This window comes from Maritalea myrionectae DSM 19524 (genome assembly GCF_000423365.1).
Lineage (GTDB): Bacteria > Pseudomonadota > Alphaproteobacteria > Rhizobiales > Devosiaceae > Maritalea > Maritalea myrionectae.
Window position 1 is genome coordinate 641,036 of sequence record NZ_AUHV01000002.1, and the last position, 26,224, is coordinate 667,259.

34 protein-coding genes are annotated in these 26,224 nt (G+C 51.4%); 9 read left to right on the top strand and 25 right to left on the bottom strand.

Going from position 1 to position 26,224, the window contains the following annotated elements:
* Nucleotides 1-124 precede the first annotated feature (124 nt).
* The 18 genes from G549_RS0103325 to G549_RS0103415 form a co-directional block, all read right to left on the bottom strand.
* Nucleotides 125-460 carry a hypothetical protein gene (locus tag G549_RS0103325; protein WP_027833827.1) on the bottom strand — a complete coding sequence of 112 codons (336 nt, stop codon included), beginning with the start codon at nucleotides 458-460 and terminating at the stop codon, nucleotides 125-127.
* Entirely contained in the window at nucleotides 460-855 is a 396-nt protein-coding gene (locus tag G549_RS0103330; protein WP_027833828.1) for a hypothetical protein, read from the bottom strand. Before G549_RS0103330 ends, G549_RS0103325 begins: the two co-directional genes overlap by 1 nt.
* Nucleotides 856-864: 9 nt before the next feature.
* Nucleotides 865-1,311, bottom strand: coding sequence for a hypothetical protein (locus G549_RS0103335; RefSeq protein ID WP_027833829.1), 447 nt, complete (start codon nucleotides 1,309-1,311; stop codon nucleotides 865-867).
* On the bottom strand, nucleotides 1,311-1,637 hold the full coding sequence (locus tag G549_RS0103340) for a head-tail joining protein (protein ID WP_027833830.1): 327 nt from the start codon (nucleotides 1,635-1,637) through the stop codon (nucleotides 1,311-1,313). Before G549_RS0103340 ends, G549_RS0103335 begins: the two co-directional genes overlap by 1 nt.
* Nucleotides 1,609-1,794 carry a hypothetical protein gene (locus tag G549_RS0103345; RefSeq protein ID WP_027833831.1) on the bottom strand — a complete coding sequence of 62 codons (186 nt, stop codon included), beginning with the start codon at nucleotides 1,792-1,794 and terminating at the stop codon, nucleotides 1,609-1,611. The genes G549_RS0103340 and G549_RS0103345 overlap by 29 nt, the downstream gene beginning before the upstream one ends.
* Complete coding sequence (locus tag G549_RS21165; protein WP_027833832.1) at nucleotides 1,769-2,305, bottom strand: hypothetical protein; 537 nt, start codon at nucleotides 2,303-2,305, stop codon at nucleotides 1,769-1,771. Before G549_RS21165 ends, G549_RS0103345 begins: the two co-directional genes overlap by 26 nt.
* A 77-nt stretch (nucleotides 2,306-2,382) precedes the next feature.
* The gene (locus G549_RS0103355) at nucleotides 2,383-3,315 is read right to left on the bottom strand and encodes a Mu-like prophage major head subunit gpT family protein (RefSeq protein WP_027833833.1); all 933 of its coding nucleotides are present in this window, start codon (nucleotides 3,313-3,315) and stop codon (nucleotides 2,383-2,385) included.
* A gap of 12 nt (nucleotides 3,316-3,327) precedes the next feature.
* Entirely contained in the window at nucleotides 3,328-3,750 is a 423-nt protein-coding gene (locus G549_RS0103360) for a hypothetical protein (RefSeq protein WP_036220920.1), read from the bottom strand.
* Complete coding sequence (locus G549_RS0103365) at nucleotides 3,750-5,141, bottom strand: S49 family peptidase (RefSeq protein WP_084633927.1); 1,392 nt, start codon at nucleotides 5,139-5,141, stop codon at nucleotides 3,750-3,752. The genes G549_RS0103360 and G549_RS0103365 overlap by 1 nt, the downstream gene beginning before the upstream one ends.
* Nucleotides 5,138-6,691 carry a phage portal protein gene (locus G549_RS0103370; RefSeq protein ID WP_036220922.1) on the bottom strand — a complete coding sequence of 518 codons (1,554 nt, stop codon included), beginning with the start codon at nucleotides 6,689-6,691 and terminating at the stop codon, nucleotides 5,138-5,140. Before G549_RS0103370 ends, G549_RS0103365 begins: the two co-directional genes overlap by 4 nt.
* A 14-nt stretch (nucleotides 6,692-6,705) precedes the next feature.
* Entirely contained in the window at nucleotides 6,706-6,939 is a 234-nt protein-coding gene (locus G549_RS0103375) for a DUF6148 family protein (RefSeq protein WP_027833837.1), read from the bottom strand.
* Nucleotides 6,939-9,026: a terminase gpA endonuclease subunit gene (locus G549_RS0103380; RefSeq protein WP_027833838.1), complete on the bottom strand. Its 2,088-nt coding sequence runs from the start codon at nucleotides 9,024-9,026 to the stop codon at nucleotides 6,939-6,941. The genes G549_RS0103375 and G549_RS0103380 overlap by 1 nt, the downstream gene beginning before the upstream one ends.
* A complete protein-coding gene (locus tag G549_RS0103385; RefSeq protein ID WP_027833839.1) occupies nucleotides 9,019-9,660 on the bottom strand; it encodes a terminase small subunit in 642 nt (213 codons plus the stop codon). Before G549_RS0103385 ends, G549_RS0103380 begins: the two co-directional genes overlap by 8 nt.
* A gap of 133 nt (nucleotides 9,661-9,793) precedes the next feature.
* Nucleotides 9,794-10,573 carry a hypothetical protein gene (locus G549_RS18875; protein WP_051213285.1) on the bottom strand — a complete coding sequence of 260 codons (780 nt, stop codon included), beginning with the start codon at nucleotides 10,571-10,573 and terminating at the stop codon, nucleotides 9,794-9,796.
* 243 nt (nucleotides 10,574-10,816) lie between these two features.
* A complete protein-coding gene (locus G549_RS0103395; RefSeq protein ID WP_027833840.1) occupies nucleotides 10,817-11,365 on the bottom strand; it encodes a hypothetical protein in 549 nt (182 codons plus the stop codon).
* Nucleotides 11,366-11,698: 333 nt separating this feature from the next.
* Nucleotides 11,699-13,498 carry a phage/plasmid primase, P4 family gene (locus tag G549_RS18880; protein ID WP_051213287.1) on the bottom strand — a complete coding sequence of 600 codons (1,800 nt, stop codon included), beginning with the start codon at nucleotides 13,496-13,498 and terminating at the stop codon, nucleotides 11,699-11,701.
* A complete protein-coding gene (locus tag G549_RS0103410; protein ID WP_027833842.1) occupies nucleotides 13,495-14,637 on the bottom strand; it encodes a DUF7146 domain-containing protein in 1,143 nt (380 codons plus the stop codon). Before G549_RS0103410 ends, G549_RS18880 begins: the two co-directional genes overlap by 4 nt.
* Entirely contained in the window at nucleotides 14,634-14,882 is a 249-nt protein-coding gene (locus G549_RS0103415) for a hypothetical protein (protein WP_036220924.1), read from the bottom strand. Before G549_RS0103415 ends, G549_RS0103410 begins: the two co-directional genes overlap by 4 nt.
* Before the next feature lie 131 nt (nucleotides 14,883-15,013).
* Between G549_RS0103415 and G549_RS0103420 the strand changes: the two genes are divergently transcribed.
* Nucleotides 15,014-15,997 (top strand): hypothetical protein, encoded by a 984-nt coding sequence (locus G549_RS0103420; RefSeq protein WP_027833844.1) that lies wholly within the window; start codon nucleotides 15,014-15,016, stop codon nucleotides 15,995-15,997.
* 8 nt (nucleotides 15,998-16,005) lie between these two features.
* Here the strand turns inward: G549_RS0103420 and G549_RS0103425 are convergent, their stop codons facing one another.
* The 3 genes from G549_RS0103425 to G549_RS22010 all read right to left on the bottom strand — a co-directional run bounded on the left by G549_RS0103425 (nucleotide 16,006) and on the right by G549_RS22010 (nucleotide 18,642).
* Nucleotides 16,006-16,263, bottom strand: a complete 258-nt coding sequence (locus G549_RS0103425) for a hypothetical protein (RefSeq protein WP_027833845.1) — start codon at nucleotides 16,261-16,263, stop codon at nucleotides 16,006-16,008.
* A 112-nt stretch (nucleotides 16,264-16,375) separates the two neighbouring features.
* Entirely contained in the window at nucleotides 16,376-16,933 is a 558-nt protein-coding gene (locus tag G549_RS0103435; RefSeq protein ID WP_027833846.1) for a GcrA family cell cycle regulator, read from the bottom strand.
* Nucleotides 16,930-18,642, bottom strand: coding sequence for an MT-A70 family methyltransferase (locus tag G549_RS22010; protein ID WP_051213289.1), 1,713 nt, complete (start codon nucleotides 18,640-18,642; stop codon nucleotides 16,930-16,932). Before G549_RS22010 ends, G549_RS0103435 begins: the two co-directional genes overlap by 4 nt.
* Before the next feature lie 80 nt (nucleotides 18,643-18,722).
* On the opposite strand from G549_RS22010, the gene G549_RS0103445 reads away from it, so the two are divergent.
* Nucleotides 18,723-19,868, top strand: a complete 1,146-nt coding sequence (locus tag G549_RS0103445; RefSeq protein WP_027833847.1) for a hypothetical protein — start codon at nucleotides 18,723-18,725, stop codon at nucleotides 19,866-19,868.
* Here G549_RS0103445 and G549_RS0103450 read toward each other — a convergent pair.
* Entirely contained in the window at nucleotides 19,841-20,299 is a 459-nt protein-coding gene (locus G549_RS0103450) for a phage regulatory CII family protein (RefSeq protein WP_027833848.1), read from the bottom strand. The genes G549_RS0103445 and G549_RS0103450 overlap by 28 nt on opposite strands.
* Before the next feature lie 289 nt (nucleotides 20,300-20,588).
* The gene (locus tag G549_RS18890; RefSeq protein ID WP_051213291.1) at nucleotides 20,589-20,807 is read right to left on the bottom strand and encodes a hypothetical protein; all 219 of its coding nucleotides are present in this window, start codon (nucleotides 20,805-20,807) and stop codon (nucleotides 20,589-20,591) included.
* Nucleotides 20,808-20,948: 141 nt separating this feature from the next.
* Between G549_RS18890 and G549_RS0103465 the strand changes: the two genes are divergently transcribed.
* Complete coding sequence (locus G549_RS0103465) at nucleotides 20,949-21,587, top strand: LexA family protein (RefSeq protein WP_051213293.1); 639 nt, start codon at nucleotides 20,949-20,951, stop codon at nucleotides 21,585-21,587.
* Here G549_RS0103465 and G549_RS0103470 read toward each other — a convergent pair whose 3' ends face one another.
* The gene (locus tag G549_RS0103470) at nucleotides 21,588-21,926 is read right to left on the bottom strand and encodes a hypothetical protein (protein ID WP_027833851.1); all 339 of its coding nucleotides are present in this window, start codon (nucleotides 21,924-21,926) and stop codon (nucleotides 21,588-21,590) included.
* Between the two features lie 171 nt (nucleotides 21,927-22,097).
* Between G549_RS0103470 and G549_RS0103475 the strand changes: the two genes are divergently transcribed.
* From G549_RS0103475 to G549_RS0103500, 6 genes are read left to right on the top strand one after another with little or no spacing between them, the layout of a single operon-like run.
* Nucleotides 22,098-22,397 (top strand): hypothetical protein, encoded by a 300-nt coding sequence (locus tag G549_RS0103475; RefSeq protein WP_027833852.1) that lies wholly within the window; start codon nucleotides 22,098-22,100, stop codon nucleotides 22,395-22,397.
* Nucleotides 22,397-22,534, top strand: a complete 138-nt coding sequence (locus G549_RS21770) for a hypothetical protein (RefSeq protein ID WP_156905466.1) — start codon at nucleotides 22,397-22,399, stop codon at nucleotides 22,532-22,534. The genes G549_RS0103475 and G549_RS21770 overlap by 1 nt, the downstream gene beginning before the upstream one ends.
* A complete protein-coding gene (locus G549_RS0103485) occupies nucleotides 22,512-23,123 on the top strand; it encodes an HD domain-containing protein (protein WP_027833853.1) in 612 nt (203 codons plus the stop codon). The genes G549_RS21770 and G549_RS0103485 overlap by 23 nt, the downstream gene beginning before the upstream one ends.
* Nucleotides 23,116-23,367, top strand: a complete 252-nt coding sequence (locus G549_RS0103490; RefSeq protein WP_027833854.1) for a hypothetical protein — start codon at nucleotides 23,116-23,118, stop codon at nucleotides 23,365-23,367. The genes G549_RS0103485 and G549_RS0103490 overlap by 8 nt, the downstream gene beginning before the upstream one ends.
* Nucleotides 23,364-23,588 carry a hypothetical protein gene (locus G549_RS0103495; protein WP_027833855.1) on the top strand — a complete coding sequence of 75 codons (225 nt, stop codon included), beginning with the start codon at nucleotides 23,364-23,366 and terminating at the stop codon, nucleotides 23,586-23,588. The genes G549_RS0103490 and G549_RS0103495 overlap by 4 nt, the downstream gene beginning before the upstream one ends.
* Before the next feature lie 18 nt (nucleotides 23,589-23,606).
* Nucleotides 23,607-24,632 carry a hypothetical protein gene (locus G549_RS0103500; protein ID WP_027833856.1) on the top strand — a complete coding sequence of 342 codons (1,026 nt, stop codon included), beginning with the start codon at nucleotides 23,607-23,609 and terminating at the stop codon, nucleotides 24,630-24,632.
* Here G549_RS0103500 and G549_RS0103505 read toward each other — a convergent pair whose 3' ends face one another.
* Nucleotides 24,633-25,997, bottom strand: a complete 1,365-nt coding sequence (locus G549_RS0103505; RefSeq protein WP_027833857.1) for a tyrosine-type recombinase/integrase — start codon at nucleotides 25,995-25,997, stop codon at nucleotides 24,633-24,635.
* Nucleotides 25,998-26,224 lie beyond the last annotated feature (227 nt).

A 26,224-nucleotide genomic window follows, 5' to 3' on the forward strand; every position in this document is an offset into this window, starting at 1 on the left:
CCTTCAATTTTCAAATAGGCAATCCACCCGTGAAATTCATCAAGGGTCATGTTCTCGATTTCCGAAACTGTTTTGTGAAGCCGATCCGCAAGACGGTATTTGTTCAATTCTTGCGGATCGGATTTTAGTTTTTTACCTGGTCAGCCACATTGTGATGCTGCTTCATCTGCAAGCCAATGCGAGAGACCACCCGTTCATCGGCGAATGTATATAGCGATTGGGCATCCCCTTCCGAAAACAACAGATTGCCGTCCTCATCCATCGCCTTGCGCACGATCATTTGGCATAGCGCTAAATGACTATTTCCATCCGATTTCTTATTGAACAAATGGGAGTCACTCAAAGTCGGCGGATCATAGAAGATGCACAACGGCTGGTCGCCTTCACCCCATTCTTCAACTTCAATCACAGATCGCTTCTGATCTTCATATTGCTTGGTGATGCGTTCAATTATGCTCATTACGCCACCGTTGTTTTGGTCAGCGATCCATTGGCTGAAGCGCTGAAATTTCGGGTCACAACACCATCTTTAGAACCGGATGAGTTGATCGCGGTGATGATGGCATTGCCAGCACAAGATTGATCGCCTGAACCATCGCCACCAGGAAACAAATCCAAGGCGACTTGAGATCCAACGGTTAAGGTCTCTTGTCCATCCGTATCTGTGGGGTCATACCAACAATCGATCGTCACCGACCAATCTTTGATGCCGCCAGGCTTGCGGGTTTTCGTGGTGTCACCCATGGCGGTGTCTTCTTTAACGTCAGCGGTTTCGCTCAATGACCAAGCCGTGACTTCAGCGATGATCGTTGTGCCAATTTTCACAACGCCATCATTGCCATCCAATGTGGACATGCTTGTCTCCTATTGTATCAAAATTGAAGGTTGGTCACTTTTGGTGCGATAGCGCACTTCATAGACCATTTGCATATTGGCGGCGCGCTGTTCACTGCCCCCACCAATGTCGCTTTCAGTTGAAGTCAGCCGGATTGATTTAATCAGCCCGCCTAATTTCGGATCGCTGCCAAACGCGGTTTCAATGTCCACCGCCAAATCGTCCAGATCGTCCTCAATATCCACATCGCCCTTCACATAGGCTTCAAGCGAGATACTTAAAGTGCGGTCCAGCGGTGGAGTGCTGCCCATCGCCGAAACGTCGATCTGTTCTTGTGGGGCGAAAACGATCAACACCGGCCCGTCAACCGGATCTACCCGATTTGTGCGGGCTTTCATCACCTTCGCATTGGCGATTCCAATTGCTTGAATTTTGGCGATCACAGCCTCACGGATCTGTTGCCTGGCATGTGCCATCAAACCAACTCCAATTGCAGTTCAACGACACCTTGTCCATCAACAGCCAATGGGGCACACACCTTGTATGCCTTGCCCCCGATCGTGACCAAATCGCCTTCACCAGCATTTTCTGGCAAATCATCCATTTTGCAGGTGATCGTCGCTTCATTCACTTGAACGGGCACTGAACCAAGATCATCAACTTGCGAGGATGAGTGGTCAAAAAGTCCGTTTAGCGTGTTGGTGACACCGCCAGATGCAAGCTGATAGGTAAATTCAATTGCGAACTCATCAGATCGAAAGAAACCGTCAATGTCACTTTTTAGCGTTTCGGCCAGCGTCACTGGATGGCTCCTTTTCAGTGTTCTTGTCGGCATATTCGGCTTTACCGACAGCCTTCAGATCGGCGGCTTCAGCAACGGGTGCATCAACAGTCTCACCGCGTTTTTTCCACTTGCCACCAACTGGTGCCGATTTAAGAAGTTTGATTTTGCGTTTCATTGGACGCACCGCCCTTCTTTGCATCCGCCTCATTTTCAGGTTTTTGACCACCTGTTTGGGCTGATGTACCGCCACTGCCAGCTTTGGCCGCTTCCAGCGTCGCCAGGGCCTCATCGGCTTCCGCTTTAGCCTTTTGGGCTTCTGCCTTAGCTGCATCGGCTTCCGCCTTGGCTTTATCAGCATCTGCTTTGGCTTTTTCGGCTTCTGCCTTTGCCTTTTCCAACGCTTCAAGGTCATCAGCGCTGGCAGCATCGGATAATGAATCAGGTGCAAGGCCACATGCACGCTCCTGATGGCGATCAAGTTTGCCCTCAATGCCAAGTTCTTCTTTGGCTTTGAAGTTCAGCAGTTGCAGCGCTTTATAAGGTTCACGCTTTTCAGCGCCTTTGCCTACCGCCTTGCCTTTAGCCTTGACGATCAGATGAGACCGCGCATCCGCCTGCGCCTTGGTCAAAAGAACAACGGTACCGGCCCCAACTGTTATGGCGGTAATTAACTTACGAATTTCCATTTTGGTTCTCCAAAGAGAAAAGCCCGCTCAAAGGCGGGCTATTTCTCAGCTATTGTTTTGGATTGAAGAAAATGTGCTTAGGTGAACGTCACCTTCACCGCACCAGACCATTGGCCATAGCCAACATTACCAGCCCAATCGACACCATAGAGGTGTTCTTTTTCCTTGACTTCGTGCTCAGTACCGTCACCAATTGCCCAAGGTTCGATCGGCTCTTCTTCTTGAATTATAAACGGCTTCACCTCAGAATCGGTCCGATAAAGCACAAAGCTATCCGACCAGGTCAAACGCGCATTGGGCACGATTTTGATCTGAAACTCGCCTTGCAATGAAGGCAAAACAGCAGACTTACCACCTTCACCCAAAACAGCGTTGACGGCTTTCAGCGCCGCACCCATCATCGCAATTGGCACCTGGATGGTGAATTGCGATGCAGACTGGTTGATCGGTTCTCCATGTTCATCCTTGAAACCAAGGATCGCCTCAATAGCTTTCAAAACCGCGTCTTCAAACTCACTGACAGTTGGGCTGGTGCCCGTTGCTGCAGTGACTGAAATGCTGTTTGATTGCACACCGCCCTTGGTGGGATGGTCCGTATCAAAGAAATATTGTCCATCGTAGCAAGGTGAAGATGCGCCATTCATGATCAGCTTCGAAATCAAAGATGCAGGCAAATCTTCTGCACGTGAAACAAGATCGTTCACCCGCAGCCGGATCATGCCGGTCTTGTCGCGCCGCATATCCTTCTTTTTGAAGGTGATTGAGTTATCAAAATCCTTATTCGCCAGGCTAAAGCTGTATTCCTTAATTTCAGCAGGAGAACGCGAATTGACAAATTCGCTCATGGCAGGCACGGCACCGAGCCAGCCATAATCTTCAGAGGCTTCATTAGAGGAAACCTTCATCGCACATTCATCAACCCAGCTTGTAGAGCCGGTATCAAGACGCGACATCATCATTGCAATCACCGCCTGAGACGAGATTGCCTTATATTGAGCAGCTGCTCCCATAGTCAAAAATCCTTATGCTTGCAACGCGGCTTTGGCCAGTGACGCATCATAAGCGACATCACACAGTGTGCCGCTGATGTGCCGCACAACATAGCCAATCAAAGAGTTGCTGGTTGCAGTGAGGGTGAAAGTGCCATCATCTGATGCATAGACAGGTGGGTGGTCATTGGAAGTGATATCCGCCCCCACCACATCAAGTTGAATGCGGCCGCGATGCTTGATTTGCACCTCAGTTTCGCCATTTGCGCCATCGCGGTTGTCGGCCTCGGCTTCGGCGAACCCACAAAATGGATCACCGGCATTGAGCGGACGGGCATAACCCGAGCCGTTTTCGCCAACAGCGCCACCTTGAAAGACACGGATGGATGCAGCCACCGGCAACTCAGATTTATCGCCGATCACATGCACCCGTGTTTGATTTGCTGTAAGTGCCATTATGATTTTGCCTCACGTTTTTTGAAGGCAACATAATCGGAGGCCTCGACAAACTGCTCTTGCAGTTCGGCGTTCGCTTCCCATTCAGCAGTCCACCCTTCAGGCGTTTGCTCTACTTTGTTGCCAGATTGCTGGGCAGCACTTGGGGCAGGTTCTGCGCCTTGTGCCAGTTGATCATCAGACTGAAGTGCAGAAAGGGTTTTGCCTTTCTTATATTCATCTGACGTCATTATCCGGTGCGCAGCTTCAGCCGGGGTGGTTTTCCCATCCGCCACCATTTCTGCGATCAGATCATCACAACCGGGTTCAGCCAAAGCTTGAATCCCGGCAATGCGGTCACGCTCTTCAGCTGCAGCTTTGTCGATCAGCGATTGCTGATCGTTTTTTGCTTCAGCACGAATTGCTTTGACCAATTCAGGATCATTGGCTTGAAGGGCCGAAACCCGTTCATCCAATGATGGCTGGGGCGCATCCCCAGCCGCCTGTTTATTGGGCATAGTCTTATGCTCCTTGCTCGTGGAAACCGCTGCGGCTCGGCCCCCTTGGTTTTCATCATTTGAACGGGCCGCAACCCCCGCCAAAACTTCATCAAATGTGGCAATGCCATCAATCATCCCGCGCGAAAGCGCTTCAGTGGCAGAAAACACCAACCCTCGACCGAATTGCGCCAATACCTGATCGGCTGAAATGTTCTTATATTCGGCAAGTGCCTCGACAAACATTTGCCCGGCATCATCAACGATTGCCTGCAACTCCGCCTGCCCCTCTTCACTTTCAGGGTCCAACCGTTTGTTTGGTGATTGCGATGCTGTAATTTCGATTTTGCGGGCACCCCATTTGGATAGGATCCCGTCCATTTCCCAATAGCTGATCACCGATCCTACGGAACCCACCATTGAGGTGCGCGTGGCCCATGCCTTATCAGCCGCACTTGCCAACCAAAAAGCTGCTGAGCAACCAATCCCATTGATCATGGCTTCAATCGGTTTATGCTTGCTAAACTCACGTATCCGTTTGGCTGCTTCATCCAAGTTGGAGCATTGCCCGCCTGGGCTATCAATTTCCAAAACCGCGCCAACAAACTCATCGCTTTTGGCCAGTTCCAGATCACGTTCAAACTCTTCATATGAATAGGTGTATGGATTGTTGCGGTGAGAAAGCGGCCCATATACTCGTATGACCGCAACATCGTCGCGCCGATAGGCCATCGATCCACGCACAAGCGCTTCAATTGGTGCGCGATCCTCAACGCTGATCTCGCCCAAATCCACTCCAAGTTTGTCGCCAACCACCCGCTGAAACAATTGAGGATTCCGCATTTGCAAAAATGCCGCCATGCTTGCCAGATTAAGCTGGTGGCGATCCATCATCCAATGTCCTGTAAAGCTCATTCTTCATCCTCATCATTGTCGGCATCTTCTGATGCAGGTTCTTCTTGGGTTGGGCTGGTTGTCGCATCTTGGGCTATGCGGCTGTCCTCATGCGCCAGCTGGTCATGCTTTTCATCAAACTGACCGCCCGTGCGCTCAATCATCACCTGCTGTCTTGTTTTGGTGCGCGTTTTGATATCCACCTCATCCGCTTTTGCTTCTTTTAGCGGATCGATAGACATGCGCTGCGATCCCAGCCACTCACCACTCAGCCAGGCTTGACGCTTGACCGGATCGTCATTGAAACCCGGCAGTTCAAGGCGACCGCTTGCGACCGCCTCCACCAAAATCCATTCAACAATCACATTGAGTGCATGACGCGACAGCCAACCACGGCGGCGCTTGAAATATTGCCAAGCCAACTCAAGCGCGGCACGGCTGGCCGTGTAGGACGCAGTAAAATGCTTGATGAGCAACTCAAAAGGGATCTCCAGTGCCACACCGATTTGGCGCAACATTGCAACGACAAACGGATCAAAACCTGAGTTTGGCCGACCATGTTCTGGTATCTTGATTGACTGCCCTTCCGGCAAATCAACAATCGAACCATCCTCGATATTGATTTCATCATCATCGGTTTTGACGTCCGAGCCGCCAGTATCCAGGACATGCTGGCCATCATCTATATCCGCGCCCGCTTGTCGCTCGATAAACCCAAATAGTTTCGCCGCATTCTTGGCCGCATCGGCCTCATAGACGGTGTAATCGGACAGTAGCTTGGCCAGTTCCATGATTGGCGCAAAATATGGCACCCCTCTTGGCTGGCCAGGGCGCAAATGCACCATGGGCAACAACATCAGGGGCAAGCCATTTTGTCCGACAGCTGGAACATAGCTCCACTTGCGATCTTCAGGTTTAGCGATGTCCCCCGGATGGTGCTTAGTGAAGTGATAGCCTTCCACCTTCCCATCTTTAGCGAATTGCACGCCACCTTTGATGCGGTCACTATCCGGCAGATTGCCCGGATTAGAAATCCGCTCGCCTTCAATCAGTACGATCTTTAAACCATAAGTATCCCCTGGGCGTTTTTGATAGCGTCGGGCAATGCCAATGTCGCCTTTTTCAAGCACCCCGCGCAGAATGATCTCTTGCAGATCAATCCAAGGGATATTCCCTTCCCAGCTCAATGTTTTGAAAGCCAGATTAAGTTCGCGGGTGATTTCATCGCTCTTTTTTTGCGCCTCTTCGCGGCTTAAACCCAACAGCTCACGCCGCAATGCGGGGCGAAACTGCAGACCCGTGCCGATCACGCCAGAAACATTAGTGTGCATCGCACCTGCAGCCAGCGGCGTATTGCGGATCAGATCACTTGATGCAGACCGCAATTCAGGTAGGTCCGGCAACGTTTCTGTCGCAGCGGATCCAGAACCCATTTGCCAGCCCCGAATGCGCTTGCTGCGCGATGGCACGCCTGTATAGCCAATGGATTGCGGCATCCGGACAAACAGATCACCGGAAAAGCGCGCAGCTATCCCGACCACCGACCGTCCAAGCCGTTGGCGAAGGTTCATTCTTTTCTTCATGATTATCCGACCAGGTTGACCGTGCGGCGGCGTTTGTTGGCGGGCAAGCTCAGTTGCCGCACCTTCTTATCCCAAAACTCAATCTGCTTTTGGATCCATGCAGCATTGGCACGCGTCAACGTGCGTGAACCAGTTTCGGTTTGAATGGTATAGCTTTGCGATTCCGCAACCCGTTCGCTGGCTTCCAACCATTTATCGAGGTTGGTTTGAGCCTGTTGCAATGTAATGCCCGGCATCAGTTTCCTTTCATGCGCCGCTTTCGTGGGCGCGAAGTTCTTTTGCGTTTTGCTTTTTCCATCAGTTCTTCAGCCTTGCCGATCGGCGCGGCAAAACTATTCTTCTCGACCGGCGCAGCCCAAACAGGTGGTGCAGCCCAATCAATTGTTTCGGCTTTCAAAACGATCACCAGCGCTTTGCCATAGACAGCCAAGTCCAGCTGCTCATTGGGTTGGGCTTTAACGATCTTGTCCCAACCTTTGTCAAACCGCTGTTCAGCGCATAGTTCCTCAAAAACACGATCCTCAAAATTGGATGAAAGATGGTGCTTGCCTGGGCCGTTTTCCTTACGGGTCAACGCCATGGTCACTTCATCTTTCAACTTGTCAGTGCCCACAAAAACGATGCGGATATCGGTGGTTTCTTTCCGCTTGGCCCCAAGCACTTTTTCCGGTTCACGATATTGAGCACGGTCTTGATCAAAACCACCCCGCCCCTTTGATAGATAGAACCGATTGCCATAGCCACGCGTGCGCATTGTGCGCAAAAACTTATAGGCATTTGATGTCGTACCCGGCGCGCCGCCGCTATCCACAATCATGGCGCGTGGCAACAATTCAAAGCCAGTGCCCACCACCTCGATCGGTTTATCAAGACACTCTTTCAACATTTCCCAATCTTCAATGTAGCGTGGTGGATCAATCCCACGTTTGTCCGCACCGTTTGGCGCGTCTTTGGGGGGCTGCACAATATCCAAGCGGTCAATGGTGTATCGTTCTAAATCCTCTGTCCAGGCATCCCAGCTCACCGCAAATTTGTTGGGTTGCACATCCACCTGCACAGTCACAAATCGAGTGCCCGTTGGTGCAATCCCAAGCGGATAGTTTTCGGACAGCTTTTTCAGCAATTCCACATTGATGGCATTTTCCGCAAGCAGCGCTTTAGGCAAATAGCAACGCCCCTGGTCAATGTTGGTCGTTGTCTTCAGCTTCGTTTCATCACCGGTGCGCTTAAAATGATCCTCAGCCTGCAATTGCCGGGACACAATCTGTTTCCATGACTGCAAAACCGCAGCTGGACCTTCATGCCAATAGCTCACAATGCCGCTGCCGCGTATATCCTCATGATCTATGCCCACCAACTCACCAGATGAGCTTTCATGCAGCCACTTGGATTGCCGATTAAGACCAGCCTTTTGGTCCGGATCAATCACGCCGCCACAATGTGGGCAGGCCATATAAGCAGATTCAGCGCTTTTGCCGGGATCTCCATGATCCTCCCATTTCAAATATTCAGTCAGCGGTTCAAACCAGTCTTCGCAAGAAGGGCACGGCCAATAGAGCTTGCCCCGGCTGCCCATATTGAACAGCGAAAGCAGCCCTGTTGTGGGAGGCGCTTCATGCGGTGACGCCGGTTTCCAGTCCGAGTCAAGTTGCGGACGCGAAGGCGAGCCTTCAGCTATGGCCATCCCGGTGGAGTAAAAAGACTGGATCCGCTTGATACCCAAATCAAACGGGCTACCCTCTTCATCCACGTCATCCGGCATGCGGTCATAGTCGGTCAAAAACACATCAGGCCAGTCCACCATTGAAAAGAAGTCGGCCACTGGCCATGCGATCTGCAAATTCATGCCGCCTTTGAATTTCTTTTCATACAGATTATCGGCCCCACGTCCCTTACCTTTACGTTCAGTTATTGCGGGCGATCCATTGACCAGCTTGTCCAGCTTGCTGGTCGAAAACAGTTTCGCCATTTTCTGGCTGGAGCACACCACAAGCATATCCCGTGGCATGCACACAATGCGCTGCCCGATCGGGTTTAAGATCATCGCTTCGGTCTTGATCGACCGCGCCGGTCCAACAAATATCACAGCTTCAAAGCGCCGGGATGTGGCCATACTCATCGGCTCGATCAGATGCGGCACGGTGTTGTTGTCCCATGGCCCCGTATATGCCGGTGTTTTGACCTTGCGGTCCTGTTCGGCCCAGGTCGGCACATCAATGCGTGAATGTGGCGCAATGCTGGGCAACGCTTCGGCGACAATTCCTTCCGGAGTCGCAAACGGTGGCGGCGGCATTGGTGGCAAAAACTTGTTTAGATCACGCATCAAACAAACTCCGCCTCACCGGCTTGCTTTTCTCATCATTAGCTTCAACAAAATCGGTCAATCTTGATTGGGCATCCGATAGCGTCTCATCGCAGATGATCACCGCCCTCTCCACCGTGTTCCCGTCAAGGTCACATTCACGCTCAAGCCGATCCGGCAACGTTGTGATCGTGTCCCGCAGTAAAACAAATACAGTGTCGAGTAAGGCCACCACCTCATCCCGATCTATCAATTCACCACGCTGCCGTTGAAAAGCCTCATAATCCATCTGGGCAGTGATGACTTCTTGCTTTTCCTTCGGCGTGAGGGCGTTGATCCCCTCACCAATGCTGCCTCCGGTCAGTTCCAACTGCATTGCCCGCACGGCACTTTCCGCTGCGCTGCTGCGGTTCTTGTCCGCCTCTTGTCGCGCATGCCACCACGCCCAGCAGTGCGACAATTGAAATTCGTAGGCTTGCCCGTTTCCCCCTTCATTCAGGATGGGCATGCCCTGATCGATCCACTTGTCGATTGTGTTGGTCGAAGTTGAAAAAGCATTCGCCAGCAGCTTTTTAGTGACGACCTCATCCGGCACATTCTCAGAAAGCGGAAAGCGCTTCACAATCTCATCAAGATCATAATCCTTGAAGTCCACAGCGCGCCTCGCCTTGGGCCGACAACAACATCAACGCCATCATCAACCCCAAAAAGTTTTGTTCCGAATAAAAGTAATGGGGCCCGAACTACCCACGGGCCGGTGTGTGCTGGCTGGAAGGACCCGCACTTTTTTATGGCCGGACGTTGGCCAGGTGATGGTTGAACCGTTGGGCGAAGTTGCGCCGCACATATTTCTCAGTTGGTTTGCCGAACGCATAACGTTTGCGATATTTCGGTGCGCCTTCCACAAAGATAAACACCGCCTTGATTTTAGTGCGGCTTTTGCGCTCATAGATGCCACGGGGCAATCGGTTGATGCCCCGGTCCATCCGTCGACCAGTTGGGACAAAATAGCGTGCTTTGCCCTGGCGAACGTTGCGGCGACCAGATCGCTTGGTTTCGGTTAGAGTTGAGTCCACACCAACGTGGCGCTCAAGCTGTGCCAAGATCTGCACGATCTTGTTGCCCGTGATGCCACCATACCGATCGCGCCGATAGCCTATGGCCGGGATTGCAAACTCATTTGGCCCGAGCAGCCCCAACCGACGCAACCGCACCTCAAATCCTTTTGCCCGGCGCGGCCCGCCATGCACTTGCGGTGCTATATATTTGGCGGGTGCGTTGCCCTTTGGTGCTTCATCCCTGATGAAAACAGAAGCTGTAAGTGTTTGCGGTGTCGCCTTGCGAACCTTTGGCGACTTCACCGTGAATGATTTAGGTCGATCAAATGACCGCCTGATCTTATTGCTTTCCGCTTTACGCGCGCCGAAGGCCACATCATTGATGGCATCCCGCAAAATGTAAGGCAGCTTGCGACGCTCCAATGCGGTCAGGCTATCGCTCACCTCATCAATGTTGGCAGCAACCTGCATCGCCATGCCGCTGTTGGACCGTCGCGTGATTGGTTTCATGATCCCACTACATCCTAACCCCCTAAACGAAAACACGCCGCCAAGCGGGTGCCGGGCAGCGTGTGGAATATTGGGCTTAGCCAGTTCAACCTTTTGCAAATTTGCACAAAGTCAATTGCGCAACAAAAAGGCGCGTCCGGTTGGTTTGTCCGTCGCGCCCGTCTTTGAACCTTTTTCGTTGTGGAAAATACTGTGCAAGTATGAGTGACTCGTCAACCCTCACTTTTCAGATTTTTTTAAACCTCACTCCCAGGGTTTGGCTGCAGCCCTTGGTGGCTGGGGATTATGGTCGTCCAAATTTTTTTCTAAATTATGCGCCAATTGCTCCAATGCGGCCCACCACACCGCATAAGCAGCACGCGCCTCATTCACGACATGCGGGGCAATACCATCCCAATCATAGATCGGATAGGCTTTGCCATCTGATTGCTTGATGGTGGCAGGCTTACCAAAGCGACCCACGCGCGGCACCCGCTTGCCAGCGCCTTCAGGATACCAATCTGGCCGCGTGCCCTTCTTGCCATGGAACAGAACCAAATCACGCGCCTCACTCGGCAAGGCTTGCACCGCATCGAACACGGCAAAGGCATCGGCATTGCAATTGTTGGCAATCAGCCGCTCCACTTCGCCCTCTTGCACATATGTTCCCAATTCCTGAACCGTGGCCAGCGCCCCGCGTGATGAACTATAGCCCAAGCCCACATGCTCACTCACGCTTGCTGCCACATCAGCTTGCTGATCAGCCAGTGCCCAATGCACCAGATTTTCAATATCAATCAACTTTTTCGGCATTTTCGGTCCTTTCAACGGCATGGGGAGGGTAAAACCCCGTCAGGGAGGCAAGGGGGAGGCAAAATCGTAAACTAATCGGCCAATTGCAAATTGCTATCTCATTGTTTTTATTATTATCTTTTCTCATTTGTAAGAGGCTAGGGAGCCTAGGGAGGGTAAAGTGAAGTCCTTGCGTGTGTAAAAATATGTTTCCCCCTAATACCCCGAATAACATACATGCGCGCGGGTAAACGCTAGGCTCCCTAGCCTCCCCCAATGGGGTAATATGTTGAATAATTTGAATAAATATGGGGAGGACAAGGATTTCTTGCCTCCCGCTAGGGTCCCTAAACCTCATCTGTGATAGCCAGGTGGATCAAATTTCGGGTCATCAAACCCATCCGCGACACCGGCTGGCACTTTCGGCACACCCATTTCAGTCTTTAATCGCACGCCGATATAGCGTGCTAAACCGTGGCGCTTGCCCTTCATACCCCCACGGCTTTCAATCTGATCGGGTAATCGCCGGGTGAAAGTGGTCGCAGCGAAGTGAGACCAGCCCTCCTTTTCGCGCACGCTTTCATAGAATTCATGAACTTCACCGCCTGCCAGTTCGTCAGCTTGATTGCCGGTAAACTCACAATAGGTGTCGAGAAACGCCCCAATCGGGTTACTGTCTGACCGATATTCAGCGGTGGCCGCCAACACGGCTTCAGGTGGATTGAGGCCATTGGTTAGATATTCCATCACCCCTTGCACCAACCAGGCAAAAATGCCGTTGCGTTCGTCCCACAGCTTTTTGCCCAACAATTTATCCACATTTTCCGATGGCACCTGCACTGACCAGGGCACCAGGTTCACCCGACGCCAAATCCCTTGATCATCATTGTGGATTTGCGGCTTGTGGTTGCCGGAAATGGTCAGCTTAAAATTCGGGTAAACCTCATTAAATTCCTTATTGAGACCACGGATCAAAATCGGCTCATCAGATGTGAGTGATTTGATCATGCTCTCCTTGAATTTCATGTTGCTTTCCGGCTCGGATGCACGCACCAGACGCGCGCCTGGGACTCGCATGAGGTCTGGAGTTGCGTCACTGCCCTTGCGTTTCTGATCCCCGGCCAAAGTCTCAATCGGCACCGTGGTCGAATAATCGTCCAAGATGCGGCAAACAATGTCCACCAGGGTAGATTTACCGTTGCGGCCACCACCATGGAAAAAGGCAAATACCTGTTCGTGGGTAAGGCCCGTGAGGCAATAGCCCAAATAGCGCTGAATATAATCGCGCACCTCATCATTGGGCTGCACCTCATCCAAAAACTTATGGAAATTCGGCGCACGCGCTTCAGGGTCATATTCAGCCTGCACCAATTTGGTCACATAGGCATCTTGCCGGTGCGGCTTTAGCTCCAAATCCCAATAAGGCCCGGTGTTATATTGATGCTCTTTGAACACCAACAGCCCATTCAAGCAATTGATCGCCAGTGGATCATTGTCCAACTCGCTCAATTCTTTGGTGATATAGGGCTGGGCTTCGCGCAAGATATTATCGATCTTGGACGAACCAGCCGAACTTTTGGCGTGGCGCTGGCGCGAACTGCGCCGCGACTGAAGTGCTTTTTTGGTTTGATCCGCCTCATCCATCAATTGGCGCAAATTGCGCAATCGATCGCGTTGTTTATCCCCAAGGTCGCTGGGCTTTTTGTTCTTCAACCCATTGTATTCGGGCATACCATCAGCAGCCTCATCAATAATGCGCTGCTCATAGCTGAGATATTCGATCAAAAAGCGCTCATTGGCGATGCGCTCAGCAGTATCGTGGGCCAGTTTGCGGATTTGGCTGTCCGTTTCATCCCACTTCCAACGCCGCCCATCATAGATGTGCCAACCCACATTGGGCACATGCATCACCTTGCTGCGATGCCGGTGTAAAAACCGCCGCCCATTACCGATGTCCGTTTCCGGTTCATCGCTGCAGTCAATCAGTTTTGGATCCTGCGCAATCAATTCCGCATTGCGCTCATCACGCGGCAATTTTTTATCGGCAACAGGGATGGTGCCTATATCGTCCGCTGGCGAACTTTGGGGAGAAGGGTTTTCACCCGCCTCAACCTCACGCGCATTATCAATCGCATCTTTTATCTTGCTGCTCATGCGCCCTCCACCAGCATATCGTTAAAGTCTTTGCCCGGCATGGCATCCGCAATCCGGGCTTTTAGTCCTGGCCGCAACGACATGGCGCGGCGCGCGCCGCGTATCAGCTTGTTTTCTGTGGCCGTGCTGTCGCTGTCGCCATCGCGCAAAAAGATCAGTTCCTGGCACCAATGCGGTGGCACAAAGGCGGGTTTGTTCAAATCGGGCATATCCAATTGCGGCTTATTGTCCGCATCGATCAGCACGCCACCAGCCATATTGTCGAGACTACAGCCCGCCCAATAGGCATAACCAGGCATAAACGCCTCTTGCATGGCGGTGAGTGTGGTTTCGATCCCCTCGCCCATCACAATCCCTTTGGGTTGCTTGGGCGTATAAAGCCGGATCGCCCCCTGCTTTTGAGAACCCATCATGATTTTGGCTTTCATCTCTTTGCCATCATTTGGGTCTGTCATTCGGGCCTTGCCCTTTGGCGCTGCAAAATCGAGAAACGTGAGATGCACGCCCATCGCCTGGTTGTTTGGCTGGCGGATAGAGGCCACCATCGCCGGCCCGGTCCAAATGGTTTTCCATGTTTTGGATGTGTCCGTGCCCACAAGCACGCGGCGTTCATAGGCGTTAATTTCAGCCAGCATCAGCTTTGAACGGCCCGCATCGATTGCGTCCGCAATTTTGCTCAGCCCACGGATACGCAAATAGCGTGAAACCGCGCCGTATGACTTGGGTGCATGCGCCTGTTTTAAGATGCGTCGTGCCCGTTCTTGCGATTTGCGCCGGGCACGTTCGGCAAATGCCTCTTGGCGCTGCTTTTTTGCGACCAACTCTCTGGCGCGCCGTTCCTGTTCTTTCGGGTCCACAGGATCCGCTGCCTTGCGGCCCGTAATGCGTTCCAGGGCAGTTTTAAAATCCACCTCTTCAACATGCATCACCAGGCTGATCACATCGCCGCCGCCCTTTTCGCACTTACGGCAATGCCATGCATTTTTGGTGATATTGATCGAGAAGCGATCTTCACCACCGCACTTGGGGCAAGGCCCGCATCGATCGACACCGCCGCGCGACAAGGGCCAGCCCTGTTGCAACGCCCAATCGATGATTTGCATGGCGCGTGCTTCATCTTTGAGAGGGTCAAGATTCAAACTGACACCTCCCGCCGCTTTGGCGCTTCAATATGCTCCCGCCCCAAATATTCCGTTTCAAACACCCCGTTACTATGCACACGCACAACTAGAAACTTATGCGCCGCGCTATGGCTTCCCTTCACAATGGAGCAGGTCATGCCAGGCACCGTTTGTTTGTCGCCTTCATCCGGCCAATCGAGAAAGATGAACGGGTCACCTGGCTTCAATTCGGCCAGCTTTTGCGGAAGTGTCTTAGTCTGCATCACGCACATCTCCAACAAAACTGACCCGGTTTACAAAGTACGATCTCGAGGATCACATCAACACTGGATTGACCTACCGAAAGAAATACGAAAGTCTGTTCATGTTTGTTTTGAAAGATACAGGTAAATAGATGACATTGCTTGAGTCTCTCGTACCGCTGATTGCCGCAATAATCAGTTTTGTCGGCCTTGTCACCGCGTCTGGTGCTATTAGAAAGCTTCCTCCCTGGACTGCGACTGCAGTTATCGTTGGCATCTATATTATCGGTGCGCTTGCCATGGGTTGGGCTAGTTATTCCTATTTTGGGCACGAGGCGCCTATCTTGGGCGAAGACCAATCGTTCTCCGACTTTATGTTCAAGGTCGCCACACTGTACGGCGCTATATTTGCTGGCGCGTTGGCCCTTTTTCGCACTCTGGAAGTTAGGCGCGCCAACAATCTCACCGAGCGATCTAAAACGACCGACGATTTGATAAAAGCGATAGAGCTTCTTGGAGAGAACAACCCGGTCAGTCAAATAGCTGCGGCGCAGATGCTCAGCAAAATCGCCCAGAACGACCACAATCACGAAGAGACTGTTAAATCGGCACTCGTAGCTCGCATCGATGCTAGTCATTTTAGAAAAAGGCGCGCAATCTTTAAGAACCCTGCACAAATACATGACGATCACGACGCCATAACTGATCTGATTACCGTTGGGTCTGCCTTGTTTGGCAATGAAAACCAAGCTTTTACAACAACATATTACGCCGTTATAAACTCTTACGTGACTGATGGTATGAAAAACTATCGCTGCAGGACCGCGGCAATTCGTGACGCCACCTTTAACGACATGGTGCTGAAAAACACAATTTTTGAAGATGCTCATTTTTTCGGCGAAAACAGATTTGAGAATGTTTCGTTTCACAACGTCCGAATTGAGTTGGTTGGCACAGAACAAATAAAAGATTGGAGCATTCATTTCGATGAACATTGTAGTGGGACGGTGAACTTGTCGCTGACAAACGAACAACTCGAGGATGTCAAAATTTCGCCCCCGCGCCTGCAGGGCTTGACGATTGATGCGGCGTGGATTGCCGATCAAGTAGCCAGTGCGCAACTTGAACCGAGTTAAATTTTTCATCATATCCCCTTCACGATCGGTTTAGGCACGACCCGGTCTCGCCCTTCTTCAAAGGTCAATTCGGCAACGCCCTGTCTCAGCAATTCAATTGCTTCAAGCGCTTCGCCCTGGCTCATTTCCAAAAAATAGGGCTGGCCACTCAGCGCCAGGCGCAGCCGGTTGTGGCCGGACGGATCCAACACCAATTCGCCCACCACATGGCGGCGGGGTGGCGTCAATGCCTGTTTCACAAATTCAGCGCGTTGGTGCCGGTTCATTGAACACCCCCAATCAAGCCGCACCAACAACCTGGTGCGATCCCGTCACACAGCAAGCCAATGCTCACCAGCAGCAGCGACAAAAGCGCCAAGCCGACTAAAAATTGCAGTTTCATGATGTGCCTCCAATCGGCGTTTCATCTTGCGGGGCCACCCATGTGCCATTGCTCAGCGCTTTGTGGGCGGCGCAATAGGACTTGGATGCGTCCGCCTTTGTGCAGCCGCAATATCGGGTGGTGGATCCCACCTCGATCGGCCAGCGGCATGAGTGGTCTTCAAGTTCAACAAGGGTCAACAAGAGCGCATTGCGGTTTGCCGGATGATCTGGTGAAAACACAGCTTTCACCGACTTCTTTTTAGCTTTGGCCCGCAATGATTGATCGAGCCGAAACGCCATTTTGTGATCAAAATCTCGCGACCTGCGCCCCCGCTTTCGTTTGATGGTGTGAGCTTTGTTTGCCGCCGCAGCCACCGCAACAGAAGTTGCCGCATCCGCCATCTTAATTTTATTGCGATAGGCAAAGCCGCAAATGGCACTGCGCGAACAATTCAGCAGTTCACCAAGGTCTTTGGCGCTTAGCCCTTCGCGGCGAGACATGCGCACAACAGATATTTTGCTTTCATGCGAAAGCTGATCCCAATCACCAATTTTGGAGAAAAGTGCATTCATGGCTTCACCGCTTTTTTGCGCGCCGCCACCGGGCTATCGCCCGTCCCCGGCTCCCCCGCCACAATCTCAATCTCAGCATCAATCGTGGGATCGATCGGCAATATCTTGCCGTTGATCGCCACCCAGCCGGTCATCCAGTTGTTGGCGCGGTGGTTTTTGTTCGGATCAAACCGCGTGGCCGAAATCGCTGCAATCGAATAGGTCTCATAGCCATGCCCGCCATAAGGACCATTCACCTTCAACACCACCAGATCCTGGCTTTTGCCATTGGCCGTGTGTTTGATGGCAGTGTGCGGCGGCAGCAGATCCTTGACCGTCTTTTGCCCTTTGGGCACGGGCCGATACATCGCGTTCGCCGCTTTATCCTTTTCCAACAGCCCTTTTTCAGCCTTGCTCAGCTTGCGCGGCTTGGGGTGTGGCGCGGGCAAATTGTCTTGGTCATCAGCTGATGGTGCAGGCGCTTCTTTGCCCCATACATCCCAGCCAGGACGTGCCACACGCGCATTCAATTCAATTTTGGGCAGATTGGGGAAATAGCTTTCAATGATCTGGTGAAACACCACAGGCTTTTCGCTGTGCTTGCCCACTTTCGCCTTCTGGATTGACCGCGCCTGTGTGCCTTGCGCCGGGCATGGCGGGTGGCCCCTAGTGCCGATCAGCAAATGCTCATGTTCATCCGTCGCCCAATAACCAGGGCCACGCTGTTTGCCGGGGCGGATTTTCTCCCAGGTGAAATCAGTCTGATGGGTAAATCCCCACGCCGCCATCACCTCAAGCGCTTGCGGCAGCATGGGGCGGGTGGCCCACAAAAACAGAACACAATCATCAGCTGCAATGCTGGCCACATCCCGCGCTTTGATGGTCTCCAAATCGCTGGTGGGGTAATGATTGTCCGCAGCCCGATCCATGCCCGTTTCGCGGCTATAAGGTTCGAACCGCCATTCAGGATCTGCCAGGATCACCCCATATTTTTTGCTGGGCAGCGCCATCTGCTTTTGCCCCAATGCGGCTTCACGCTGTTGGCGCTTGGCTTTCTTCTCAGCGGTCTTTTTGTCGCGCAATTCCTTCGCCACCCGGCCAAAGGCTTTGCTGTCCATTTGCTTGATCAGATCGGCTTGCTCATCAACAGATAAGCTGGTCAGATCAGCCGCAGCACTCACATGCACTTTGCCTTCGCGCACCGCTTCAGTCAGTTCGGGCGCAGCTTTGTCCTGCACCTTTTTGGCATTGGCCACCGAACGGGGCGACACATTCAACATCGCCGCCGCTTCTTTGATCGAAGTCTGCGCTTCAACCTTTTGCAAATTTGCATCTTTGTCCGGCGCATCTTCACCCTTGGCCAGGTCGCGCCGTGCCCCTTGCCGCAAATTGGCGATGCTGGCCGCCGCCAAGGCACGCTGGCTGGCGCTCAAATGGCGGCGATGGATATTGCGCGACACCACAAATTGCGCCGGGTCGGCATTTGTGCCCGTGCGGTTGCAGTAGTCTTCAAACGTCTCAAACCATTGTTCTTTAGCAAAGCCCAATTTCAGCAGCGCATTATAACGGTTGCGCCCATCCAAAATCATGCCATCCAGCATGATGATCGGCTCATGCAATCCATGCAGGGCGATATCTTCTGTCAGCCGCTCATGATCATCCCCTTCGATAAAGGGGAAGGCGTTGGCCAGGGGGTGAAAGTCGAGATCGCGAATAAAATCCCAGCTCATGCCGCCACCTGCCAATCTGATCCATTGACAAAGCCGCTGGCATTTTGCCCTATGAGGACATTGCTTTTGGGGGATTTTTTATGAACAGGCTTGCAGACAGAATTGCCACAGTACTTTTCTATCTGTTGGCAACCGCTATACTTGCGCTGGCCCTTTTGATCGCGACAAAAGCCTTGATCATCATATTTCCGGGATATGGTGAGCTCATTTCCAGTGACAAAATCAAATGGAGCATGCGTACTGGCACTCTTGAAGGATTTGGCTGGGCCGTGACCCTGCTTATTGCAGTGATAGGCATACAGCAAAGCATTAAACGCACGATCGCAATGGAAGACACACTTAGGCATAGTGTTGAAAACTCCAAGAGCCAGCAACTCCAACACGCCCTTGAAATGCTTGCCAGTGAAAAAGCCCCCCAACAGTTTGCAGCTATCACTTCCATGATCGCGATTAATGATGATTGTGGCGATGACTTGCGTAAGATAATGCTCAACGCACTTTGTCGCTATGCAAGTTTTAGAAATACCGCTGAAATGAACGAAGCTGAAAAAAGGGATGAGAATACACATTTCAATGTGACATTGGACGTAGGGACTGCGGAATTGCTTTATTCCGCCATCGCCAGCATCTCTAGCGCGATCGGTATCAAAACAGACGACCAAGTTTGCAAAATCGAAAAGGCAGAAGTCATTTGCGACGTCAAAGGTCTCGACTTTTATGCAATTGCATTCAATGAATGCACCTTTACAAAAGACGTCCTCGACTGCAGTTTTTGTCAATGCCAATTTCAAAGAACAAAATTGGTAGGCACCAAAGGAAAATGTGCATTTATTATCTGCGAGTTTAAAAGTTGCAGCTTCTATTATGCGGACTTTGAAAGGTTTGCAGATGGCGACTATGAGAACTTGCCCTTTTTTAATCCAAATGAGCCCACTCCTACAGTCAATTCGGCGTATTGCACATTTCAAGATTGCCGTATTGTGCGAATGAGGCTCGTTGCATATTTGTGTGAGGTAAGTGGCGGCTCTTATGAGGCAAACTCGGTTATGGATCTCTCGGCATGTTGGTATAAACAGCAGCCTATATGTGCATATGGCGATAGAACGCGGCCCTTCAAAAGCAACGACTACCAAAGTGTGGAAGGTTTGAAATTCAGAGAACGCCGCGGTCGGTTCTTGGACGTATATGGAGCCGAACATCACTCACCCTCCCCAACCGCTTCATAAAGCGCCAACAGCGCTTGGATCGCTTCCCAAATCTCAGCGCGGCACAGCTTGGTTTCTTTGGCATCAAACCGCCCATCGGCCATGCTTTCGCCAATGGTTTTGAACACGTCGCCAATCTCTTTTGAGGTTTGCCCCATCGCGCTTTGCAGCGCGCCATCGCCAAGGGATTTTGGCAGTGGGATCACCTCGCAATGCACCAAATGGGCAAAAGCGCGCACCAAAGAGGTGTCGCCACTGTCCAGCATCAAATCCCCGGCCACATCGATCGGCATAAAGATGTCCGGCTTGTTGTGGTTGCCATAATCAGAAAGGGCTTGATGCCGCACGCGGGTGACCATGGCGGCCCCCTCTTGCTTGCCTGATGCCCGCACCAGCTGGCGCGACGCGGCCTTTAATTCATGCAAATTATCTGCATTCATCATCCGGCTCATGCGCAAAACCTCCCTTTTTGCCGCATGACGCGCATTAAACGCCGCGCCAGAATGTCGGCATGAAAAACAAACCATGTTCCAATCTCAGTGCGGCCCTCACCCAATTGCGCCAGGCGCGGGCAAATTTGAAAAAGGTGGCGCAGCGCCAACAGGCTAAGGAGGGGCAAGTCCACCTTGCCAACCATGCAAGCGCTGCGCCCGGCCCGCCGCTCACGACGCCCAGGGAGACCAACGAAAAAGAAGTGCCCCGCCCAATGCGGGGCCCGTTTGGGAGGAAACAATAATGCGCTCATGCCCGCACCTCTTGCGCCACTGGCAACAACGCACCGGGCTTATTTACCCGCAACCATTCAAGCCGAACCTCATGCATATCTTGCGCGGTGACTTGGCCGTTGGTGAGATTTTCCAACCGAAATATCAATTCGCTGGGCATGGTCGCTGCGCCTTGTTCATAACGCTGCAAATTGCGCGCAGGATTCGCGCCAGCAATGCCTAGCTTTTCTGCCATTTCCCGCAATGAAATCTGTGCGTCAATTCGCCAATCACGTAACAACATGCCGGTATGTAGCACTGAATGCTACTTACATGTCAAGTTAGAAATAGCACTCAGTGCTAGGACAGATGTAGCATTTAGTGCTATCTGATTGATATGAAAAACAGAATTAAAGAACTGATGATCGAGAAAAAAATCTCGCGGGACGATTTGGCTCACGCTGTTGGCGTGCATCCCGTCACCATCAGTCGTCTGATTTCAGGTCGTATCGATTTGAGTGGCGAGCGGCTACAAGCGCTTGCAAAAGCATTCAATGTGTCGCCAGAAGCGATCATCAGCGACACACCAGTGGTGCCGATGCGCACCGTTAAGGTTGTGGCATTTGTACAAGCCGGTGCTTGGGCAGAAAGCAATGAATTGCCCGATGAAGACCAATTTTCTGTTGCTGTGCCACAAGATACGGATCTCGCGAAGTACAGTTTGACTGGCGTGCAAGTGCGCGGCCCCTCCATGAACCTCCGCTATCCTGAAGGCACTGTTCTGGTCATCACGAATGCCATTGAAACTCAGGAAGATATCCAACCAGGTAAGCGATATGTCGTGGAACGTGAGCGCCCAGATGGCCTGCGCGAATATACTGTTAAAACCCTTCACCGCGATGAAGAGGGCCACTTCTGGCTTATGCCAGAATCAAATGACCCTCGCCATCAACAGCCAATCGAAGTCAATGGTGATTTAGGCGACACCATCAGAGTACTAGGGCGCGTTGTCTATTCCCTACTTCGCGAAGACTGATCAATCTGAATAGTGTCCATCAACAATTGTCGCCAAAACATCACCCGACCGGTAACCGCGAATTGACACATTAGCGCGGCCATCCTCATCAGCGGCTGAGCAATACACAGCGACAGCAACATTTATCTTTTGATTGTGACTAAGCGTTCGCCATTCTCTTTCATTGGCCTTCCAACCGCTTTCTTTGACTAAAAATCCAAGTCGCTCTGCTTTTGCAACGTAGTCAGCCATCGCCCCCGGTCGAGCTTTACACTCTTTCCAGACAGCTTGATTCACGCCACCGCATGCAAACAACATCGCAGCGCCAATCACCAATAATGCTATTTTCAAAAAATTCACTTCATGCCCGTTGCTATAATATCGCCTTAAAACATCAACAACTTAGCAGAATTTGCAAATACCGATCAAACCAATTGAAGCGCACAAAGTAGCGCTCAATGCTACATTTATCTTGACATGTATATAGCACTCAATGCTACATTGCGCATCATCCAACAAAGGAGATGCGAAATGGATAGCCCATTTTTTGAAACTTATGAACCGGCCAATGATCCAGTGATGGACGATGCAGCTGCCAATTATGTGGAGCGCGGCAACCCCGAAAAGGGCGTGGCCGATTGTGATGTGCAGCACATCGGCATCAGCATTTTGCGCCAAACCCCGCCCAATGAAGTCGCCATCTATCAAGCGCTAAAAGATGCGGGCCTCACCCTGGAACAGATCCAACGCCGCCTTCCCGGCATGTTGCGCGCCATGGGCGGCACCTATGCCGAACTGGCCGACAATCTGCGCCAAAAGGATCTGCACTAATGCGCAGCCAATTGGTGTTTGGGATAGAGGCCATCGGCCTCATTCTGTTTCTCACCACCCTTTTTCTGTTGGCCACCACCCCGCACATGTTTGAAACCGCAAAGGTGATTGCAAATGCCCTCAAATCAGCAGCCTGATGTCGACCAGACCAAACAGTTTTTGGCCAACCGCATGGACGGGTCGCAGATCAATTTTGCCAATCCTGAATATGGCCTGTTTAATCCTCATGCCACTTTTCGCCAGCTTAGCTTTATCAATCGCTGGGCGGGCAATATCCAATATGAGTATTCGGTGCTGCAGCATTCGCTGTTGGTGGCGGAGCTGATCGATGAGCCGCATTTGAAAATCTATGGCCTGATCCATGACGTGCCAGAAGATGGAACAGGCGACGTCACCGGACCATTCAAGGGCTTTCTGGACATGTGGTGCAATGGCTTTGTGGCCATGCACGAACAGCGCATGTTTGCCGCTCTTTGCAACAGCATCGGGATTGGCGCGCCAGGCACGGCAATTCAAGCAAAGGTACACCGCGCTGATATGATTGCGCGCGCGACTGAATTGCGCGACGTGGTGGCCAACAAAAAAGGCATCACGATCCAATACGAACCGGCCAAACAACGGATCAAACCAATGCGCCGCGAAGAACTGGTGATGCAAGCACTAGACCTGTTTCACGTCTATCGCGAACTCCACTTCGATAAGTTTGGCGGAACGCAAAATGGCTGAGCAGATTGTGCCCTATCATTGGTTCGGCTGCAGCGATTGCGACACGGTGTGGATGGGCGCGCTAAAGCCCGTCAACGCCAAACAATATACCCGCATGTTCAAAGAGAACAAATTCTGCCCCCAATGCAACCGGCGCACCGCTTACCACCCCGGCCTGCCCAAAGGCCCAATCTATTCCCATCATTTCAGCGGCTCGATCCGCGAACTTACCCTAGACCTTCAATTGCAAAGGAACGCGGCGTGAAACCCGCTCCAAAGGATCCCCGGAAACGTATCGAGCTATGGGAGTGGGCACTGGATCAGTTGGCCCTGCGCATTGATCAGATGGGTGATGCGGGATTGGTCTATTTACCGCTGTATGAGCGGCTTGAACAGGAACTTGAGGCTGATCTGACAAATGCAGAAACAATAAACTCCATCAAACGACGCCTTGCAAATCGGGAAAAAGCAACGCAGTCGCTATAGTGAAATCTTGATGATTCCGTGCTATCAACTCGACATGCAGGTGAAGCCTCAGGAGATTTTATTGTCAAAACTGCTATCACCGGTTCGTCGGAGTCTTATTACCTCTTTGAAAATAAGATCGGCAGCAAAAAACTTCCAATAAATAAGAAACAGCACGAAGACATCAAAGACGCTATTTTGACAATAAAGTCAGCCGGTGAAATTGAAGAACTGTTTCAAATATTTGCAACATCCTTTCTGAGATTTGAGAAGGACCAGCTGGACACTAGTCTAGAATTTGCTTACTCGCAGCACAGTAAAGTAGATTATGTCACTCAATTATTTAAGAATGCTCGACAACGGTTCAATGTTAGCCTTATTACGATCCTCACTTCGTTTCAAAGCTATGTTGATCATAGTGATCGCATATTCAAACACTTGAAAAGCTTACCCGAAGCACAAGATTATAACAAAAGTTTGGGCAATACAGCGTACGATGGCCACTTGAGCTATCGAGTTTGCGCTGCACTTCGGAACTATGCTCAACATCACGCCCTTCCTCTCGAAGGCTTCGCTATTGATTCCACCAACATCTACCCCAATGATGACATTGCTGCAGGCAAAGCTGTGGCAAGAGCATATAACACGTCCCCTTGGCTCGACGTCCTAAAGTTTAGTGATTCATCAAAAGTAAAACGCAAGCTCAAAGATGAACTAGCAAACCTTGGCTACAAGCAAATTGACTTAAAATGGCTCGTTCGTGATTTCGTTGTTTCGATGTACAATCGCCACGCAGCATTGCGCGAATATCTAAAACCAACAGTTGAAACTTCAAGCGCCAAAATTACGGAAGCATACGGTCTCTACAACGCTAAACATAAAGGTGACGCAAGTCACCTTGCACTGCATGAGGAAGACGGTATTCATCATCTAAAACGAGGTTTGGCTGCGCAGGTTTTGGAGGACTTTAATACTTACACCTTATTAAAGTACGCAAACAAGGTGCACATTACATCCCAAATCAAATCAGAAAAATCTACATATACCGACCAACAATCCACCTAGTCAGCTACGCAATACGATCATTTCTAATTGCTCACGCTGCCACGCCAAATCACCAGCTTGCCCATATTTCGGCCTCTTAATGGCGTGCCCCATTAGCCGTTGACGCACTTCCAAATCCACGCCAGCCATGGCCATGCGATCTTCAAAGCTGTGACGCAAGCAATAGGCGGTATGCGCCTCACTCGGCACCAGACCGTTATTCTTCAGATACTTGTTCACCAAGGCCGACCAACTGCTGCTTTTGTCGCGATAGTGCGGAAAGCCTTCGGGGTGCGCTCGAAACACCTCCAAAGACGCCCCAACCAAGGGCACCAAGCGCTTTGAGCTGTCTGTTTTGATCTGGCGGCGATCTTCATAATTGTCGCGCGCGCCCACTGGCGCAATGATGATGTGCGGCACATTGTGCGTCAATTGGATGTGTTCGGGCAAAAGATTGCAAATCTCACTTGGCCGCGCACCCGTATCAATCAGTGCCAGAAAAATTGCCCTGGCTTCGCTGTTCAACCCCGCCAATGCATCGCCCTGCAAAAACTTGGTCTGGATCCACTCAACGCTAAATGATGGCCGCTGGCGCTCGTTCTCTTGTTTGAAGCTGAGATCCGCAAACGGGTTTTTATAGTCCGCTTTGGCAACACCAATATAGGTGTGATAATCGCCCAACATTCGTCGCAATGTGCCAATAACCCGATTGCCAGATGATGCCGTATGCGTTGGCTCTCTTCCACGCGGCGAAACGCGATCGCGCCATAGCCGATAGATCGCCAGCGCGTCCTCACGCGTCACTTCAGTGACAGCTTTGTCACCGCGCAATTCGACCAGCTGATCGATTGCCTTTTTCTTGATATTCCGCCAAATCCTGAATTGCGACTTAGATTTATCGCGCACCTCATCTGGTGCGATCTCAGCAATATAGAAATCCAACAGTTCACTAAGTCTAATGCTAGCGGTTTCTACCCCACCCAACAGGGCATCCGTAGTTTCCGGACGCGCGCCAACATCCATCAATTTTGTGATGCGTTGAAGCAATTCATCATCACTTGCTGTTGTCGCTAATGTAGTTGCCGGCTTGTATGAAAAGCTCAGCGCTTCCACTCTTTTCTGCGCTGCTCCCAGGGCAGATCGCGCACGCTGCAAATCGTCGCCATCGGTCAGACTGGCCCAATAATGATTGTCCGCCACTTCCAAAACGTCCCGCGCTTCACGGGCTGCTGCCAGATCCTTGGTCTTTAGCGACTGGCGCACCCTGGCACCACGCTCATCCAAATGCGCAGCCGCTTTGGGCACACGACGAACATAATAATATGTGCCGTTTCGCTGATCTAAAAACCGATCTGGATCATTATAATTTTTGCGCCCACGGCCCATAAAGAAAACTCAAAAACTGCGTTTGTACCACAATATGTACCGCAGTATGTACCACAAAATGGAGCCAAATCAAAATTAGAATTGAATTTCTCAATATAAGCTATTGTTTTATATGCATAATTCAACAGGAATATGGAGCGGGTGAAGGGAATAACACCTGTTTTTCGCGGTAAAAGTTTCAACCGGTTAGCTCAAGTGCGCTCCAAAATGTACCGCAATATGTACCC